16 protein-coding genes are annotated in these 16,955 nt (G+C 67.5%); 11 read left to right on the top strand and 5 right to left on the bottom strand.

The genetic code is table 11. The features are described 5' to 3' along the window. Positions 1-70: 70 nt before the first annotated feature. The 4 genes from ACNQVK_RS06775 (at position 71) to ACNQVK_RS06760 (ending at position 4,109) form a co-directional block, all read left to right on the top strand. A complete protein-coding gene (locus tag ACNQVK_RS06775) occupies positions 71-571 on the top strand; it encodes a lipoprotein LpqH (protein WP_044518937.1) in 501 nt (166 codons plus the stop codon). Positions 572-677: 106 nt separating this feature from the next. After that, entirely contained in the window at positions 678-2,018 is a 1,341-nt protein-coding gene (locus tag ACNQVK_RS06770) for a PE-PPE domain-containing protein (RefSeq protein WP_418028910.1), read from the top strand. Positions 2,019-2,041: 23 nt separating this feature from the next. After that, positions 2,042-3,808, top strand: a complete 1,767-nt coding sequence (locus ACNQVK_RS06765; RefSeq protein WP_418028909.1) for a penicillin-binding transpeptidase domain-containing protein — start codon at positions 2,042-2,044, stop codon at positions 3,806-3,808. A 64-nt stretch (positions 3,809-3,872) separates the two neighbouring features. Next, on the top strand, positions 3,873-4,109 hold the full coding sequence (locus ACNQVK_RS06760; RefSeq protein ID WP_418028908.1) for a hypothetical protein: 237 nt from the start codon (positions 3,873-3,875) through the stop codon (positions 4,107-4,109). A gap of 10 nt (positions 4,110-4,119) precedes the next feature. Here the strand turns inward: ACNQVK_RS06760 and ACNQVK_RS06755 are convergent, their stop codons facing one another. From ACNQVK_RS06755 to ACNQVK_RS06740, 4 genes are all read right to left on the bottom strand, one after another. Further along, a complete protein-coding gene (locus ACNQVK_RS06755; RefSeq protein WP_418028907.1) occupies positions 4,120-5,838 on the bottom strand; it encodes a diol dehydratase reactivase ATPase-like domain-containing protein in 1,719 nt (572 codons plus the stop codon). Next, on the bottom strand, positions 5,835-6,179 hold the full coding sequence (locus tag ACNQVK_RS06750) for a diol dehydratase small subunit (RefSeq protein ID WP_418028906.1): 345 nt from the start codon (positions 6,177-6,179) through the stop codon (positions 5,835-5,837). Before ACNQVK_RS06750 ends, ACNQVK_RS06755 begins: the two co-directional genes overlap by 4 nt. Next, complete coding sequence (locus tag ACNQVK_RS06745) at positions 6,176-8,395, bottom strand: propanediol/glycerol family dehydratase large subunit (RefSeq protein ID WP_418034008.1); 2,220 nt, start codon at positions 8,393-8,395, stop codon at positions 6,176-6,178. Before ACNQVK_RS06745 ends, ACNQVK_RS06750 begins: the two co-directional genes overlap by 4 nt. Positions 8,396-8,483: 88 nt before the next feature. Next, positions 8,484-9,839, bottom strand: coding sequence for a WS/DGAT/MGAT family O-acyltransferase (locus tag ACNQVK_RS06740; protein ID WP_418034006.1), 1,356 nt, complete (start codon positions 9,837-9,839; stop codon positions 8,484-8,486). Between the two features lie 100 nt (positions 9,840-9,939). Between ACNQVK_RS06740 and ACNQVK_RS06735 the strand changes: the two genes are divergently transcribed. Genes ACNQVK_RS06735 through ACNQVK_RS06705 form a run of 7 tightly spaced genes read left to right on the top strand, consistent with a single transcriptional unit; the run spans position 9,940 to position 16,303 of the window. Continuing rightward, positions 9,940-10,344: a hypothetical protein gene (locus tag ACNQVK_RS06735; RefSeq protein WP_418028905.1), complete on the top strand. Its 405-nt coding sequence runs from the start codon at positions 9,940-9,942 to the stop codon at positions 10,342-10,344. After that, a complete protein-coding gene (locus ACNQVK_RS06730) occupies positions 10,304-12,097 on the top strand; it encodes a peroxidase family protein (RefSeq protein WP_418028904.1) in 1,794 nt (597 codons plus the stop codon). Before ACNQVK_RS06735 ends, ACNQVK_RS06730 begins: the two co-directional genes overlap by 41 nt. Continuing rightward, positions 12,094-12,564: a hypothetical protein gene (locus tag ACNQVK_RS06725; RefSeq protein ID WP_276130017.1), complete on the top strand. Its 471-nt coding sequence runs from the start codon at positions 12,094-12,096 to the stop codon at positions 12,562-12,564. Before ACNQVK_RS06730 ends, ACNQVK_RS06725 begins: the two co-directional genes overlap by 4 nt. Continuing rightward, complete coding sequence (locus ACNQVK_RS06720) at positions 12,561-13,931, top strand: hypothetical protein (RefSeq protein WP_418028903.1); 1,371 nt, start codon at positions 12,561-12,563, stop codon at positions 13,929-13,931. Before ACNQVK_RS06725 ends, ACNQVK_RS06720 begins: the two co-directional genes overlap by 4 nt. Next, positions 13,916-15,331 carry a Dyp-type peroxidase gene (locus ACNQVK_RS06715; protein ID WP_418028902.1) on the top strand — a complete coding sequence of 472 codons (1,416 nt, stop codon included), beginning with the start codon at positions 13,916-13,918 and terminating at the stop codon, positions 15,329-15,331. The genes ACNQVK_RS06720 and ACNQVK_RS06715 overlap by 16 nt, the downstream gene beginning before the upstream one ends. Further along, positions 15,328-15,792: a DoxX family membrane protein gene (locus ACNQVK_RS06710; protein ID WP_418028901.1), complete on the top strand. Its 465-nt coding sequence runs from the start codon at positions 15,328-15,330 to the stop codon at positions 15,790-15,792. The genes ACNQVK_RS06715 and ACNQVK_RS06710 overlap by 4 nt, the downstream gene beginning before the upstream one ends. After that, positions 15,749-16,303 carry a nitroreductase family deazaflavin-dependent oxidoreductase gene (locus tag ACNQVK_RS06705; protein ID WP_418028900.1) on the top strand — a complete coding sequence of 185 codons (555 nt, stop codon included), beginning with the start codon at positions 15,749-15,751 and terminating at the stop codon, positions 16,301-16,303. Before ACNQVK_RS06710 ends, ACNQVK_RS06705 begins: the two co-directional genes overlap by 44 nt. Here the strand turns inward: ACNQVK_RS06705 and ACNQVK_RS06700 are convergent. Beyond that, positions 16,300-16,857, bottom strand: coding sequence for a TetR/AcrR family transcriptional regulator (locus ACNQVK_RS06700; protein WP_418028899.1), 558 nt, complete (start codon positions 16,855-16,857; stop codon positions 16,300-16,302). The two genes, ACNQVK_RS06705 and ACNQVK_RS06700, sit on opposite strands and share 4 nt — an antisense overlap. Between the last annotated feature and the right edge of the window lie 98 nt (positions 16,858-16,955).

Below are 16,955 nucleotides of genomic sequence, written 5' to 3'. Positions count from 1 at the left end.
ACGAACCCGAATACTTCTGCCTGACAGTCCGCCACTTGCGACGGGCTGCGCAACCGTGAGGAGAGCAGTGGTGAAGCGTGAGTTCCTGGTAGCCGTCGGCGGCGCCGCGATCGTCGTCGCAGGCCTGTCTGGCTGTTCGTCGAGCGACAAGAAAGACACCTCCAGCGAGACGAAGGCCACCGCGACAGCGTCGCCCTCCGCCTCTGTCGAGGCCGGAGACGCCACGGCGGCAACCGGCGCGGGCACCGCCCGGGTCAACATCGACGGCAAGGACCACAAGGTCGAGGGCACGGTCGTGTGCGCCACGGTCGCGGGCAACGTCAGCCTGACCGTCGGGCAGGGCATGTCCGCGGTCAGCGCCACGCTCAGCGAGGGCGACCAGCCGTCGGTGACCGCTGTGGCCCTGGGGAACATCGACGGCGTGAGCCTCGGCTACACCCCAGGAGTGCCCGGCGGCAGCGCCGAAGCAACCAAGGATGGCAACAAGTACACGATCAAGGGCGACGCGACCGGTGTGGACGGAATGAACCCGGTGACCAAGTCTTTCGAGCTCGAGGTGGCCTGCCCGTAACAAAAACCGCACATCCAGCAAATCTCTGACATAGTGTGGGCCCGGACTGAACCCGGGCCCACACTCCGTTCTCAGTCGTTTTGAATCAGACGACCGGAGGTGCACCGTGGCCAATCACCGAAAGCGCGCGCGTTCGTCCGCTGCCGCGGTGGCCGGAGCCACAGCAGGTATGGCCGCGGTACTCACCTTCGGGCATGTCGCCGACGCACTGGCCGCCACCCTGCCGGGCAGCGTCGCCGTGGTCGGTGTGGGCGGGAAAGACGACACTTTGGGTGCGCGGATCCCGAACAAGTTCGGCGGCGATTACGTGCCGTACAACGGCGGGTACGCCGGGCCGGCGGACGGTCGGTACTACCCGGTCCACTATTCGGCCACGCTGCCGATCGACACGAGTGTGGCCGACGGTCGCCAACCGCTGATCGACCAGGTGAACACCGCCCGCACCGGGGTCGGTGCCGACGGGACGATCTATATCGTCAGTTACTCCGAGGGGACCATCGTCGCCGAGAAGTACAAGCGCGAACTCGACGCCAACGGCAGCCAGGGCACCGACACGCTGAAGTTCGTCTACATCGCGTCGCCGACGGTTCCCAACGGCGGCATCTACGCCCGATTCCCGGATCTGGGGCCGCTCGGCCTTCTCGGGTTCACCAGCACCGGCGCGGCCGAGCAGTCGCCGTACGACGAAACCTTCATCACCATCGAGTACGACCCCGTCGGTGACTTCCCGGCCTATGCCAACCCGTTGTCACTGGCCAATGCCGCCGCCGGGTTCATCTACCTGCACGGCGATCCGACCCCGGACGCCGCCGACCTCAACGATCCGGACGCGGTCATCGTGACACCGGTCAGCACGACCGGTGGCGGCACGGACACCTACATCCTGGTCAAGACCGAGCACCTGCCCCTGCTGCAGCCGTTCCGCGACTTCTCCACCGCCCTCAACGCCACGGCGTTCACCGAACCGGTGCTCGGCGCGATCGAGCCGACGCTCAAGCTCGCCGTCGACATGGGCTACACCGACCGGGACTACTCCGATCCCGCCACGCCGACCCGCTTCTCGTTGATCACCCCGCCGAAACGCATCATCGAAACCGTCAACGCGCTGCCCGGTGCCATCCAGGAAGGTGCCGACAACTTCAAGGACGGATTGCCTTCCACCGCAGCACCTTCGACGACCTCGGGGCCCACCGACCGCACCGCGGCGAAGAACGACGTACCCAAGATCGCCCCCAAGACCGTCGAACCGAAGGACGAGACGAACGACGAGGCCGACGTCCCCAAGAAGCCGGTCAAGCGCACCCCGGCGCAACGTCGCGACGAGGTGCGCAACGCTGTGTCGGACGTGGCGAAGAACGTCAAAGACGCGTTCAAGCCGAAGCCCAGGCGCGAGGCCAAGCCCAAACACGAGTCAGACCACGGGTCAGACACCGACAAGGCCGCCTGACTCGCTGATGTCATGCTGGGAGCATGACTCGATGGCGCGCCTTGCTCTTTCTGCTGTGCCTGTTTCTCCCGATCGTGGGATGTTCCTCGTCTCCCGACCCTGCTGACCGCTTCGCCGCCTTCGCCGATGCCCTGCAGCGCAAAGATGCCGGCGCAGCAGCCGCACAGACCACCGACCCGGCCGCCGCCGAGCCCGCGATCAAGTCGATGTTCGACGGCATGGGCGACGCCGCCTCGGTCAAGGTCGGCGCCGAGACCGAGGACGGCGACGAGTCCGGTGCGACACTGAAGTATCAGTGGTCCTGGGGTGAGGGCCACGACTTCACCTACGACGCCACCGGCACCGCGACGAAGACCGGCGACGACTGGCGGATCTCCTGGGCGCCGACGCTGTTGCACCCGGATATGCGGGACGGCTTGAAGTTTCAGTACAGCACCGACAGCGACCTGCAGACCCCGGTGCTGGACCGGAGCGGTCAGCCGTTGATGACGTGGCAGACCGTCGGCGTGATCTCCCTGGACCGCACGCATCTGGATTCGGCCGCCCCGCTGGCCGCGCTGCTGGCCCCCTTCGATGCCACCACCACCGCTGAATCCATCGGCGCGCAGTTCGCGTCGAACACCGATGACCGGGTGACGGTGATGAAGCTGCGCGAGGACGACCTCACATCGGTGCGCGACCAGCTGACCCAGGTTCCGGGCGTCACGGTGACCGAGCAGGGTGAGCTGCTGACGACCGACCGCCAGTTGTCCTCACCCGCCATCAGCGGTTTGGCCCAGCTGTGGCACGACCGGATCACCAAAGCCGCCGGGTGGTCGGTCTATCTGGTCGACGGGAAGGGCGCAGCCGCTCAGCGGCTGACCGCACAACCACCCGCGCCGACGGACCCGATGCGCACCACGCTGGACCTGCGGCTGCAACTGCTGGCGCAGCAGGCGGTCGCCCAGGAAGCCCGGCCCGCCGTGGTCGTCGCGATCTCCGGGTCGACGGGCGGCATCCTGGCCGCCGCGCAGAACACCGCCGCAGATCCGCAAGGCGCCATTGCCTTTTCGGGCCTCTATCCGCCGGGTTCGACGTTCAAGACCATCACCACCGCAGCCGCGCTGGAGGCCAACCTGGCGACCCCGGACACCCCAGTGGCCTGCCCCGGCCGGTTGACGATCGAGAACCGCACCATTCCCAACGACGACGACTTCGACCTGGGCACAGTTCCGTTGGCGTCGGCGTTCTCCCATTCGTGCAACACCAGCATGGCGGCGCTGTCGGACAAACTTCCCGCCGATGCGCTGACCAAGACCGCCCGTGCGTTCGGCATCGGAGTCGACTTCACCATCCCTGGGCTCACCACGGTGACCGGTCGGGTTCCCAACGCGGACACCGCGGCCCAGCGGGTGGAGAACGGAATCGGCCAGGGCACCGTGACGGTCAGCCCGTTCGGCCTCGCGGTCGCCGAGGCCAGCCTGGCGCACGGGTCGACGATCCTGCCCACCCTGGTCGACGGCGACAAGGTGACCGCCGACACCCCCTCGGAGACACTGCCGGCCGGCATCACCGGGGCGCTGCGCGACATGATGCGCAAGACCGTGACCGAGGGCACCGCAAGCCAATTGAGCGATATCCCCGATCTCGGCGGCAAGACCGGAACCGCCGAGTTCGGCGACAACACGCACTCGCACGGATGGTTCGCCGGGATCGCCGGTGACATCGCGTTCGCCACCCTGGTGGTGGGCGGTGACTCGTCGACGCCCGCGGTGAAGATCTCCGGAGACTTCCTGCGGGCTACCGGCTAGCCCTACCTGCGAGATGGGTGTCAGCAGCGACGACGCCGAGGTGCCCAGGCGACAGGATTGGTTCATGAAGAACCCGATGAAGTTCGCCGCCACCGCACTGGCCGCCGCCGCGATCGGCGGGGCGCTCGCCATGGCCCCGATCGCCGCAGCCGCACCCGCACCCACACCCACGCCGATGAGCGGCACCGATCCCCTGGTCCCCTACGGCACCAATCCCTACCTGCCCTACCCGCAGGGCTACGTCGATTCCAACCATGACGAGGTCTACACCACGAATGGCAGTGTGGAACTCCCGTTCTGAGGCCGCCCCGTCAGCTCCGCGAAGCGGTGGCGCACAGATGCACCAGCCCGGACGCCACCGCGAACCGCGGGCCGTGCACACCGTCGATGTTGGCCCGCCCCACCACGACCCCGACGCCGCGCAGGGATTCGCCGACCGTGCGCAGCAGTTCGTCGTCGAGCGCTCCGCCGCCGGCCAGCACCAGGGCGGTCGGGGGTTTCTCGAACGCGGCCAGGCAGCGGGCGATGTTGGCCGCGACGGTCTCCTGCTTGATCGCCAGCCGTAGGCTGCGCCATTCCTCGGCAGCGAGTTTGGTGGAGAACGGCACCAGCCCGACAGTGCCGCGGGTGCACAGTCTGCCGATCGCGTCGGCCGGGGCGGGTGCGTCGAGGAACAACCGCCGCCCGTCCTCCTCGTGCGCGACGTGCGGGCCTTCGACCCGGATCGCCGGGGTGCGCTTCACCCGTTCGGCCAGCGCCCGAGGGATGTTCAGCATGCGCGCCACCGCGACGGTGATGGTCTCCCCCGCGCCCGCCGCCGTGACCGTACGTTCCGGACCGATCAGATCGATGGTGCCGCCACCGATGTCGCACACCACCGAATCCGGCGGCAGCCCTGGCGTTGTCCGTGCACCCCGTGCCGCGGCCTCCGGCTCGGTAGAGATCGTGCGAGCCGGGCGCCCCGTCAGCTCGGAAAGTGTCGTCGCGGCATCCTCGACGTGATCGGCCGCCAGCAGGGCCACCACCGTGCCACGTGCGTCGGCCACACCACGGCGCAGCCACGTTCCGCTGTCCAGTGCGGCCAGGTCGGTGAAAAAGGCGTCGTCGACGGCGATCTCATGATCGGCAGTCGGGATGGAACGCAACCGGATCCGCACCACGCTGCCAGGTGGTTCGCGCCGCAGGATGGCGTGGGCCTGCGCAGGCGAGTACCTGACCAGCGTTCCGTTGATGCTGAATTCGATGTAGTCGTCGTCCACCGCGGGCGGTTCCGGCGCCTCGGTACGCGCCGTCACGGCGATGGCCGGCGAATCCGCGAGCTCCCTGGTGAATTCGGCGACGTCGTGGATCTGCTCGGGACCGAGTTCCAATGCCGCACACAGCGCGATCGGATCAGCCAGCGCCCGGTAGGCGCGCCCCTCGGCCACCACCTCCACCGCGACGAGCGCTCCGGACGCCAACCCGTCGAGGGTCACCTCGTCGACCACGGGAATGTCGAGCGGAATCCGGTTGCGGATCAACACCGCATCGTCCTGGGCGGCCAGTACGCCCTCGATCGTCCAGCCCCGGGACACCGCGTCGGTGATCGCAGCCGCGGCGACCTCGAAATCGGTGTCGCCGTCCACCGAGACGATCACCGGGCCGGTCCGGGGGTCAGAAACGAGATCGCTCAGCGGGACGTGCCGGCCGACCGCATACCCGGTACCGGCCGGGGTGCTGGAATCGGGCTTGCGCAAGCTGCGCACCGGTGAGCGCGGCGACGGGGCCGGGGCCAGTGGCGCGGTTTCGGTGTCGACCGGACGGATCGCCGAGAGCGCCAATTCGTCGGCCCGTGCCCCCGCGTCGACCTCGATGCGGTGCAGCAGCGCCGCCGCCCCTTCCAGCGAGTCCCGGGATCCCTTGCGGCCCCGGGTCGGTGCCTGGCCGTGGCTCAGCGGTTGCACCTCGCCATCGACGATGCGGGCCAAGACGATCTCGGTGGTGTGGTTACCGACGTCGATCCCGGCGACAACACGGCCGCTGGAAGTCACCGCAACAATCCCCGCCGGGCGTACACCGTGGCGGCCTGTCGCACCAGTTCCGCACAGCGCGCGGCACCGCGATTTTCCAGGGACGCCTGCAACGCGTCGAGTTCGGCCGCCGTGGAACGGTGCGGGCGCAGCGCCTCGTACAGGCCCATCACCTCTTCGTCGCCGATGGTGGCCAATTCGGCTGCGCGCAGGAAGTTCTCGGCGAGCTGGGGATTGCCGTTCTCCTCGGCGACCACGGCCTGGTGGGCCAGCGCCGCCGGGTCCATCCGCAGATCCGACAGGTCGAGCTTGCCGTCGACGGCGGCCTGCACTGAAAAAGTCCGGGCGAACTTGTCCGTCATTTCCGCGTCACCTCCACCGTGACGGGTGCCTGGCCCGGCTCGCTGGCCTCACGTTCCAAGGCGACCAGGGCCACCGCGCGGGCGTGGTAGCGCGCCGAGATCGACTCGTCGGTGCCCCCGGTCAGGATCGGCACCGGAGCCATGCCCTTGGCGTGGCGGGCCGCGTTGCGGCCCAGTTCCCGATAGTTACGCGCCGTCAACAGCGGGGCCACGCTGAACAGCTCCAGGTTGGCCAGCGGCGCCAGGTCACGGCGGTGGATGAGCGCAGTGCCCTTGCCCTGCAGTCCGATTCCGATCCCCGAACCGGACAGCTTGGCCGCGGTCAGGCCGATCAGGCCGACGTCGATGGTCGAGCGCACCCGGACGAACCGCGGCACACACCCCTCCTCCTCCAGCCCGGCGGACAGTTGACGGATCACCTCGCCGATCGGCAGGCCGCACAGGCTCAGCCACACACTGCGTCCCAGCGCCGGGGACAACCCGATGACCACCTCGCGCGGATCGCTGCCCTGGCGGGCCGGTTCGAGATCGGTGACGCTGATATGGCCCGCATGCTCGGTCTGGTCGGCGGTGAGCTCGGTGCCGTTGCGCTGCTGGCGGATGTTGTCGATCTCGGCGCGGCGCTCGTCGGTCAGCGTGTAACCCGTTCCGGGACCGGTGTAATCGTTCGGGTCGGTGATCTTGGACAGCACCCGGAACTGCTCGTCGAAGATCGCCGACGTCTGCAGCTGGTCGCCGCGCAGGCGCTCGGACGTGAGCCGCATGATGGCCTCGGCCTCGTCGTCGTAACCGGTGCGCTTCAGCGAGGCGATCACGTCGAACACCGTGAGCTGCTTGGCCTCGATGGCGTTGGCCGCCTCCGCGACGGCCTTCGGATCGCCGGGCGGCAGATCGCGTGACCCGTTGGCGACCACCACATCCTCGATGTGACTGTCGTCGAAGTCCGCCAAGCCCAGGTCGCGGTACACCGCCTGCACGGCCGTCGCCGCCCTTCTGCGGACCGCGGCCAGGTGCTCGGCCGACACCGTCCGCAGGCCGCCGTCGGCACCCCAATCCCGTTGCAGGACCAGGAAATCGTCCATGTCGTCGGAGTTGAAGTTGGACAGCGCGAACGCGTTGTCGTAGCGCGGGATCGAGCCGAACCCGGAAAAGATGAAATCCGCGCCGGCCAGCAGCACCGGCAGGGTGTGCGCGCTGCGGCGGATGTCGGACTCGGAGATCAGGTTGTCGTTGCCCGCGCACGACTCCAGGTCCCGCATCATCACCATCAGGTTCTCGGCGAGCAGCTCCTTCATGCCCTCGGGCACCGAGGCCACCACACCGACCCCGTCGATGCCGCCGTTCTGCACGCCCTGCGAACCCAGCGCCCGGGCCAGCGACACGCAGCGCGATTCCAGGTACAGGATCGAGCACTTCTCGGCCGCGCCCATCAGCACCTCGGCGCCGCCGCCGCTGGTGACCCGCATCTTGAGTCCGCGCGACGCGTAGGCGCTCGTCAGGATCGCCTTCGAGAACGGGGTGTCGTCGCCGTCGACGAACACCTGCTCGGTGCCGTAGATGGAAATGGTCTCGGCATAGCTGGTCAGCCCGCGCATACCGAGCCGCAGCTCCAGCGCCTCCTCGATCGCGCACTGCGCCATCGCTCCCGGTGTCCCCACCTGCGAACCGATCAGCAACGCAACGGCATTCGAGGACGCATCCCCGAGCACCGGCACCGTCGTCTCGACCTCGCGGAACCCGTAGGCCACCGCGCTCGCCGCGTCGGCCGCGATCAGTATGGGATCGTCGAGCTGGTTGGTGACGTGGGCCTGGTTGCTGGGGGTACGCCGGACCCGCATCTTGGCCATCGCCATCTGCATCTCGACGGGCGTCAGTACGGCGATGACCCTCGCGAGTTTGGCCGGCGTCGTGCCGCCGATCAGCCGGACCACCTCGGCGCGAGGCACGTTGAGGTCGACGGTCTTGCGGGCCAGTTCGGCGTCGGACATCGCCATGGCCTCGGGCGCGACGCCGAGGTCGAGGCCGTAGCGAGCGATGAACTCGTCGATCACGTCGAAGTCCGCGGCAGCCTTGCCGTCCATCTCGATGACCTGGCCGTCACGCAGTACCAGCGACGGTTCCGGATCGTGCGGGCTGCGCATCGCGACCAAGCCCAGATCCGGATTGGTCACGCTGAACCCGTCGAGGTTCACCGGTTTCGCATCGAGGATCCGCATCCTGCCGAGGTAGGCACCGCCGTCATCCGCCACGCCGACCATTTTGCGGGACGAACCCTATTTGGTCTACCCATTACGCCTTTTGGTGTCAGACCCCGGACGCGACCTCCAGCGCCTTGAGCGAGTCCTCCAGATGGCTGAGCATCCGCTGCAGATGCGGCACACTGCGCCGGCAGCCGACCAACCCGAAATCCAGGTTGTCGGCGTTGTTGGCCAGGGTGATGTTCATCGCCTGCCCGTCCAGCGCGATCGACAGCGGATAGTTGCCGTCGAGCCGAGCCCCCTTCCAGTACAACGGATGTCGCGGTCCGGGCACATTGGAGATGACCAGGTTGAACGGCGGCGAGGTGGCCCCGACGAAACCGGGCACCGCGGCAAGGCCGAGCGGCGCGATCATCATCGCCGACAGTGCCAGGGCCTGAACCCGCGGCAGCTCCGAGAACACCTTCTTGTTGCCCCGCATCGACTCGCCGACGACGGCCAGCCGCTCCGCGGGATCCTCCAGATCGGTCCCGAGATTGCACAGCACCGAGCCGACCAGGTTGCCACCGGCGTCGGCCTCGTGCTCGGCGCGCAGACTCACCGGCACCATCGCGATCAGCGGCCGGTCCGGCAGCGCGTCCTGCTCCACCAGGTACGCACGCAAAGCTCCGGCACACACCGTCAGCACCACATCGTTGACCGTGAACCCGGCAGCCTGCGAGATCCGCTTGAACCGCTCCAGCGGCCAGGACTGCGCCGCGACCCGACGGGCACCACCGATCTTCACGTTGAACATGGTCTTGGGCGCCGCGAACGGCAACGTGAGCTGCTGCTCCAGCAGCGCCGAGCGGGCCAGCCGCAGCGTCGACGGACCCAGTCCCGCGACCGATCCGGCCGCATCGGTGACCGTCCGCAGCAGCGACGAACCCTGATGCGGACGCTTCCGGCGCGGCAGCGCCCACGGCACCCGCACCTCGGTGTCACCGGGATCCTCCGACAGCGTGCGCATCAACAGCTTGAGCGCCGACACCCCGTCGATCAGCGAATGGTGCATCTTCGTGTAGACCGCGAACCGGCCGTCGGCCAGCCCCTCGATCAGGTGGGCCTCCCACAGCGGACGGTGCCGGTCGAGCAGGCCGCCGTGCAGGCGCGAGGTCAGCTCGAGCAGATCCCGGACCCGGCCCGGAGACGGCAAGCCCGAGCGGCGCAGGTGGTAGTCCAGGTCGACGTCGTTGTCGTAGGTCCAGCCGACGTTGGCGATGCCGCCAAGAATGGTCGCCGGGTGCTTCCGGAACACGGGCTCGACCTCGGTGTGGGCAACCATCTGCTCGTACAACTCCCGCACGAAGTCCCGGTCCGCGCCCGCCGGGGGCTCGTAGAGCGCGAGGCCGCCGACATGGAACGGATGCTCCCGGGTCTCGGCGATCAGAAACATCGAGTCGGTCGGCGACATCAGCTCCATGGACACATTCAACGCTGCCACGGCAGACGCCACGCACGCATGGCAAAACAAGTAGCCGACTACGCGTTCCTCCGGGCTCCCGAGCACGCAGGATCTGTGCATGGCCAACGCGGCGCGCAAGATTCTCGCACTGATCAGAATCGTCAACGGTGTGGCGGGGTTGCTCGCGCCCGAGAAACTGCTGGGCAGGCTCGGCGTCGATACGACCCAGGATCGGTCGGGCGCCTATCCCTTCCGGATGTTCGGCATCCGGACCGTCATCATCGGGCTCGAACTCCTGATGCTGCGCGGCGCAGAACTGCGTCGCGCCGAAAGACTCGCGGTGCTCATCCACGCCACCGACACCGTCTCGGCCGCCGTCACCACAGCCCGCGGCGATCTGCCACGCAAACAGGGATCGGTGGCCATAGTCATCTCCGCAATCAACACCGCACTCGCCGTCACCGCATGGAAAGGAGGCCGGGATGCCATCCCTGCTGACACAGTGGTTCATCAAAGCCACTGAGATCGTCGACCGTCGAATCGGGTGGGACAAGCTCCCGCCGTGGATCGGGCTCTCTGTGCTGATCGGGATTCGCGACGCGCTACGCGAACACAACCTGTACGACACCTACCAGGGCAATCCCCCGGCCGCACCGGGACACCCACCGGCCGAATACCTCACCATCAGGACCGTCGACGGGTCCCACAACGACCTGTCGGCGCCTTCGATGGGTATGGCCCACACCCGGTTCGGGCGCAACGTGCCGCTGGACAAGGGGCATGGCGAACAGCCGCCTCACCTGATGGACCCCAACCCGCGGGTGATCAGCAACGAGCTGCTGCGCCGCGACGAGTTCAAACCGGCCCCCACCCTCAACGTCCTGGCGGCAGCCTGGCTGCAGTTCGAGACCCGCGACTGGTTCAGCCACGACACCGACCCCACGAAGATGATCGAGATTCCGGTGCCCGAGGGTGACGAGTGGGACGAGACGACCATCCGGATCCCGTCGACACCCGCCGACCCGAACCCGACCCCGGGCGAGACGACGTTCATCAACACCGAGACCCACTGGTGGGACGCATCGCAGATCTACGGCAGCAACCAACTGTTCCAGGATGCGATCCGCACGAAGGACAAGAAGGACGGCAGGGTCCGCATCGACGCCGACGGGTTCATCGACCTCGACCCGTCCCTGCTCGGCGCCTCCGGCGGGGCCGACGGCTGGTGGCTCGGACTGGAACTGATGGGCACGATCTTCCTGCGCGAGCACAACGCCATCTGCGACCGGCTGGAAGCCGCCTATCCGACCTGGTCCCCCGATCAGATCTTCCACAAGGCGCGGATGATCAACGCGGCACTGATCGCCAAGATCCACACCATCGAATGGACACCCGCGATCCTGGGGCACCCGACCCTGCAGATAGGCATGCGGGCGAACTGGTTCGGGCTGGCGGGCGAGCGAGTCAAGCAGCTGTTCGGACGGCTCAGCTCCAGCGAGGCGATCAGCGGCGTCGTCGGGTCGGCCACCGATCACCACAGCGCGCCGTACTCCATCACCGAGGACTTCGTCACCGTCTATCGCATGCACCCACTGGTGCCCGACGACTACGAATTCCTCAACCTGGCCGGAAAGGCCGAGCCGCAGCAGCTTTCCTTCGACAGCATTCACGGCGGCGCCAACTCACGCGGCACACTCAAGAGTGTGGGGCTCTCGAACTGCCTCTACTCGCTGGGCGTCGCGCACCCCGGCGCGGTCACCCTGCACAACAGCCCCAACTTCATGCGCCGCTTCGACCGCACCGACGGTCACGTCATCGACATGATCTCGACCGACATCATCCGGTCCCGTGAGCGGGGGGTGCCGCGCTACAACGAGTTCCGCCGCCAGTTGCGGTTGAAGCCGGCGACATCGTTCGACGAGATCAGCGGCGGGGACCGCGACACCGCCCTCAAGATGAGCGAGATCTACGGTGGTGACATCGAGAAGGTCGACGCCATGGTCGGCATGTTCGGCGAGAAGCTTCCGAAGGGATTCGGATTCAGCGACACGGCATTCCGCATCTTCGTGCTGATGGCGACCCGCCGGCTCAAGAGCGACCGGTTCTTCACGGTCGACTTCACGCCGCGGATCTACACCCCGGAGGGGATCGCCTGGATCGCCGACAACGACATGTGCTCGGTGCTCATCCGGCACTACCCCGAGCTCGAACCGGTGCTGCGCGGCCACACCAACGCGTTCGCGCCGTGGCCCCGACTCGGGCAGGAACGGCGATGACAAGCCCCGAGCCGGAGCTGACCCGGCGGATGGCCCTCGACGAGTCGCTGTTGCTCGGCTACCCCAACAGCGCGTTGGACCTGCTGTTCCGGCAGTCCGAGGCCGGGCCCATCCCCGACGGGGACACCCGGGGCACGCTGCTGGCCTGGCCCGGGACGTGGCTGGCCAAGCCGCTCGCCCTGCTGGTCCGCGTGATCATCTGGCAGGGCAAGGTGCTCGACCGTCGCGAGGGCGTGCTGCGCAACAAGGTGACCCCGTTCGGTCTTCGGCTCGTCAAAGCCCGGCTCTCGATCGCATCGAGCTGGGTGGACGACGGTGACTGCGTGCTCATCGACTACTCCACGACGTCGTTCCTCGCGCGCATGGTGCGCGATGAGATCCGCCAGGTCGGCCCCGGCCTCTACCTCGGAGTCGTATGGCTGTGGCGGAAACGCGTCGGGTGGTTCACCATTCGCTCGACGGGGTGACCGAGATGCCACACCAGGAAGCGTTCACCGTGCTCGCCGACGTCAGCCGGGATCAACTGACCGCGCTTCGAGAACTACTGGGGCGTATCCCGGACCACGTCGAGCGCTGGGACGTGATGCCCTTCGAGAAGCTGAGCGGCCTGCACTTCGCCAGGCTCGTGTTGTTCGACCCCACCGAGGATCTCGACGGGCACCCGGTGCCCGCTCAACTCGCATTGCTGACCGACGTCGACGCACCGCTGCGCGGGCATGTCGACGAGCTGGCGACGATCTGCGGCCCGGGCCTCGACGCGGTGTTCTCCCACTGCGTCGGCTACCCGGGCACGGCGTCCGTGCCGGACCGGCGGGCGTTCCTGCGGGCACATCAGACCAAAGTCGCCGCGGCACACATCAACCGGCGCGGCCGTTCGGTCGGCCAGATCCGGCAGGAGGACGTGTTGCAGCGCGAGATCAACAGGTTCCTGGATGCCGGCGACCTCGGATCGCTGGATCCCGGGAAGGTCAAGAGCGCAGTCGTGGACTTCGTGCGTGACCGCGAGGACCTGGCCTGGGCCTTGAAACAGGCGGAGGGGCCGTCGTTGGCGTGGCGGTCCAAAGAGGCTTTGCACAAGTACTTCTGGATCGCCGCACTGGCCGTGGTGACGGTGCTGTTCCTGCCCCTTGTGGTGCTCGGCCTCGGGTTGTTCACCCTCGCACTCCGCTACCACGAGAAGCGCGACGTGCCCGACACCCGCGGCGCCGCACCCGATGTGGTCCGGGCCTACCGCGACGACGAGGACTACTGGGCACACAACCAGATCGTCGCCGTCGGATTCCTCAAGCCCGGGCCGTTCCGCCGGCTGACGACGACGGCGATCCTGTTCCTGACCGACTACGCGACCCGCCACATCTACAACCGCGGAACCCTGTCCGGGCTCAACACCATTCATTTCGCCCGGTGGGTGCGGATGAACGGCAACCGCGGCCTGTTCTTCTCCAGCAACTACGACGGCAGCCTGGAGAGCTACATGAACGACTTCATCGACAAGGCGTTCTGGGGGCTCAACGCCATCTTCAGCAACGGCGACGGCTTCCCGCGCACGCGCTTCCTGTTCTTCGGCGGCATCACCGACGAGAAGGCCTACAAGAAGCTGCTGCCCACCCGCCAGGCCCCGAGCAATGTCTGGTACAGCGCCTACCCGCATCTGACGACCAAGAACATCGCAAACAACGAGGCCATCCGCCAGGGCCTCTCGGACAAGATGGACGATGCCCAGACGCGGCGCTGGCTGCGCCGATTCGGTTGCGGCAACGACCTTCCCGAATCCAACTGGGCGGCCCGAAAGCTCGACAGCATTCCCTGGGACAGGCTATGGCTCTCCAACTAGACGACATCCAGGGCGTCATCCTGCACGGCTACGGAGCGCTGGAGGATGCGGCGTTCCTGCTGCTGACGATCGACGACGTCGCGGCGGCCAAGCGGTGGTTGTCGCGGCTTCCCCTGCGCGACAGCACAGTCCGGCCCGAGACCACCGACACCTGCACCAACATCGCCTTCACGCCGTCGGGCCTGGCGCGGCTGGGGCTGCCACCCGAGCATCTCGGCATGCTGGCCGGCGAGTTCCGCGAGGGGATGTCCGGCACCGAGCATCGCCGTCGCATCCTCGGCGACCACGGTGACAGCTGCCCGTCGGGCTGGCGATGGAACGGCGACGACATCCACGCGCTGCTACTGCTCTACGCACGGGATGCCGACGCGGTCACCGAGCTGGAGAAGAGTCACGATCTGGCCGGCTCCGGTATGCGCGTCGTCAGGCGGCTCGATTCGCTGACGCTCCCGGGACGCAAGGAGCACTTCGGTTTTCGCGACGGTATCTCGCAACCATTGGTCGACGGCTACGACGAGGGCGGACCGGCGGGAAACACCGTGGCCCCGGGCGAGTTCGTGCTCGGCTATCCCAACGCCTACGGGCAGTACACCGACCGGCCACTGGTGGATGCGTCCGCCGACCCGCGAAACCTGTTGTCCGCGGCGGCCGATGCACCGGCGCTGCGCGACCTCGGCAAGGACGGCAGCTACCTCGTCTTCCGGCAACTCAAGCAGGATGTGGCGGGGTTCTGGAACAGCCTGGCCGAACGATCCGCCGATGTGCTCGACCGGGTGCCGGCATGCGTGGGGCTGGCAGCCAAGATGGTCGGTCGCTGGCCCAGCGGTGCGCCGCTGGTGAAAGCGCCGACCGCCGACGATCCCGCACTCGCCGACGACAACGACTTCATGTACTTCCGGTCCGAGGATCCCGACGGTCTGAGATGCCCGATCGGCTCGCATCTGCGCCGGTCCAATCCACGCGATGCGCTCGACCCGGTCCCCGGATCCGACCGGTCGATCGATGTGGGCAAGCGCCACCGCATCATTCGCCGGGGCCGGGCCTACGGTCCGCCCCTGGCGCCGTCCATGGACCCCGCCGACATGATCGGGGCGCGCGACGACGGCGCCGAGCGCGGCCTGCACTTCATCTGCTTCAACACCCAACTCGGCCGGCAGTTCGAGTTCATCCAGCACACCTGGGTCAACAGCACCAAGTTCGACGGCGGCTACGCCGAGGACGATCCGATCGCCGGCGCCCGCGGCGATGGAAACGGCAACGGGCACGGCACTTTCACGGTCCAGCAGGAACCGATTCGCCGGCGCGTCACCGGGCTGCCCCGCTTCGTCCACACCGTCGGCGGCGCGTACTTCTTCATGCCCGGTGTGGCCGCCACGCGCTATCTCGCGGCCCTGCCATGACGGCCTGGCGGGAGTGGGCTCCACTGCCTCTGCGACTGTTCCTCGGCGGCGGGCTGATCCTGCACGGCGGCATCAAACTGTTCGCATCCGGCGGCCACGCCAACATCGCCCACCTGGTCGGGCAGCTCGGCGTGCCGTTCCCCGACTTTGTCGGCTGGGTCGTCGGCATCGTCGAGTTCGGCGGCGGCATCGGCATCCTGCTCGGTGTCTGCTTCCGGCTCGCCACGGTGGTCAATGCCCTCAACGTCACCGGCCTCCTGGTGCTCGGGTGGGCCGCGGGCGGCATCCCCGCACCGCTGCCCGGCGGTGATCCGCTACCCGGTTTCCGGGAGGCACTGCTGATCCTGGCCGGCGTAGTCAGCCTGCTGCTCAGCGGACCCGGCCGCCTCGCGCTGTCCGGAAAGTCAGGAGGTCACCATGAGCAACGACAGTCTGAGTGGGATACCTCGGGTCGAGCTTGAGTCCCGGCCTCTTTGGAAGCGGCAACTGTTCTGGTTGATCGGCGGCAAGCTGTTCACCACCGAACGGGCCGCGGGATTCTGGCGGCGACGGATCGCACCGCTGGAGGCCCCGGTGATCAAAGCGACCCGTGGGCGGGCACGGATGAGCTTCAGCATCCCGGTACTGGTGCTCACCTCGACCGGGGCCCGCAGCGGCAAGCGGTACGAGACCCCGCTGGCCTACTTCACCGACGGTGACGACGTGGTGCTGATCGCCTCCAACTATGGGCGCGAGCATCACCCGAGCTGGTATCACAACCTGCTCGCGCATCCGGCGTGCGAGCTGCACATCGGGCCACGCGGTGGCCGGTTCGTGGCCCGCGAGGCCACCGGGGCCGACCGCGACCGCCTCTACGCGCTGGCCGCCGACCGGCTCAACAAGGGTTGGAACGTGTACGAACAGCGCACCGACGGGATCAGAACCATCCCGGTGCTGAGGCTGTCGGCCGAGGGCCAGTCACAAAAAAGCTAGTTGCCGCGCTCGTAGATGTCTGAGGCGATGGCGATGGCGGTGTCGTTGCACTGCTCGTCGGTGAGCGGCAGGTCGCCCATCATCGCCACGCTCCACGAGATGGTCAGCAGGGCCTGCCTGGCGTGGTAGACCGCGACAGGTTCGTGGTCGGGTGCCGTCATGGCGTCGGCAATTGTGCGGAATTGGTAGCGCAGGTCAGCACCCACGCCAAGCCGATTGAACGCCGCATAGTTCTCATGCATGAACCGCGTCATGGCGCGGCCGGTGCCGTGCAGAACCGCTCCGTAGCGACGCAGGACCTCACGTCCGGTGCGTTTTCCCGCCGGCTGATCGGCGGCCCATCGCAGGATCTCATCCACACCGGTGCGCAGATCGTCGGCAAGGCTCACCACGATGTCTTCTTTCGCCGGGAAGTGGTAGTAGACAGCGGCTTTCGTGATCTCGAGACGTTCGGCGATCTGCCGGATCGAGGTTTGGTCATAGCCGTGGGCGGAGAACAGTTCCAGAGCCACGGCACGGATCTTGTCTCGGGTATCGGTCCGTCGACCTGCCATCCAAATCCCTTTCATTACTTGACGACCGGCTAGGGATGAGCTTAGCGTGGGCGCACCATTACTTACCGGCCGTCAAGTAATGATTGGAACTCACCGAG

The sequence above is a fragment of the Mycobacterium sp. 134 genome, assembly GCF_048282715.1.
GTDB classification, from domain to species: domain Bacteria; phylum Actinomycetota; class Actinomycetes; order Mycobacteriales; family Mycobacteriaceae; genus Mycobacterium; species Mycobacterium septicum.
This window is presented reverse-complemented; position numbering and strand designations above follow the sequence as displayed.

Bases quoted from the DNA above. Each gene is read 5' to 3' on its own strand.
- ACNQVK_RS06765 (WP_418028909.1), top strand. From the start codon at position 2,042: ATGACTCGATGGCGCGCCTTGCTCTTTCTGCTGTGCCTGTTTCTCCCG.
- ACNQVK_RS06760 (WP_418028908.1), top strand. From the start codon at position 3,873: ATGAAGAACCCGATGAAGTTCGCCGCCACCGCACTGGCCGCCGCCGCG.
- ACNQVK_RS06750 (WP_418028906.1), bottom strand. From the start codon at position 6,179: ATGACGGACAAGTTCGCCCGGACTTTTTCAGTGCAGGCCGCCGTCGAC.
- ACNQVK_RS06745 (WP_418034008.1), bottom strand. From the start codon at position 8,395: ATGCGGATCCTCGATGCGAAACCGGTGAACCTCGACGGGTTCAGCGTG.
- ACNQVK_RS06740 (WP_418034006.1), bottom strand. From the start codon at position 9,839: ATGGAGCTGATGTCGCCGACCGACTCGATGTTTCTGATCGCCGAGACC.
- ACNQVK_RS06735 (WP_418028905.1), top strand. From the start codon at position 9,940: ATGGCCAACGCGGCGCGCAAGATTCTCGCACTGATCAGAATCGTCAAC.
- ACNQVK_RS06730 (WP_418028904.1), top strand. From the start codon at position 10,304: ATGCCATCCCTGCTGACACAGTGGTTCATCAAAGCCACTGAGATCGTC.
- ACNQVK_RS06725 (WP_276130017.1), top strand. From the start codon at position 12,094: ATGACAAGCCCCGAGCCGGAGCTGACCCGGCGGATGGCCCTCGACGAG.
- ACNQVK_RS06715 (WP_418028902.1), top strand. From the start codon at position 13,916: ATGGCTCTCCAACTAGACGACATCCAGGGCGTCATCCTGCACGGCTAC.
- ACNQVK_RS06710 (WP_418028901.1), top strand. From the start codon at position 15,328: ATGACGGCCTGGCGGGAGTGGGCTCCACTGCCTCTGCGACTGTTCCTC.
- ACNQVK_RS06705 (WP_418028900.1), top strand. From the start codon at position 15,749: ATGAGCAACGACAGTCTGAGTGGGATACCTCGGGTCGAGCTTGAGTCC.
- ACNQVK_RS06700 (WP_418028899.1), bottom strand. From the start codon at position 16,857: ATGGCAGGTCGACGGACCGATACCCGAGACAAGATCCGTGCCGTGGCT.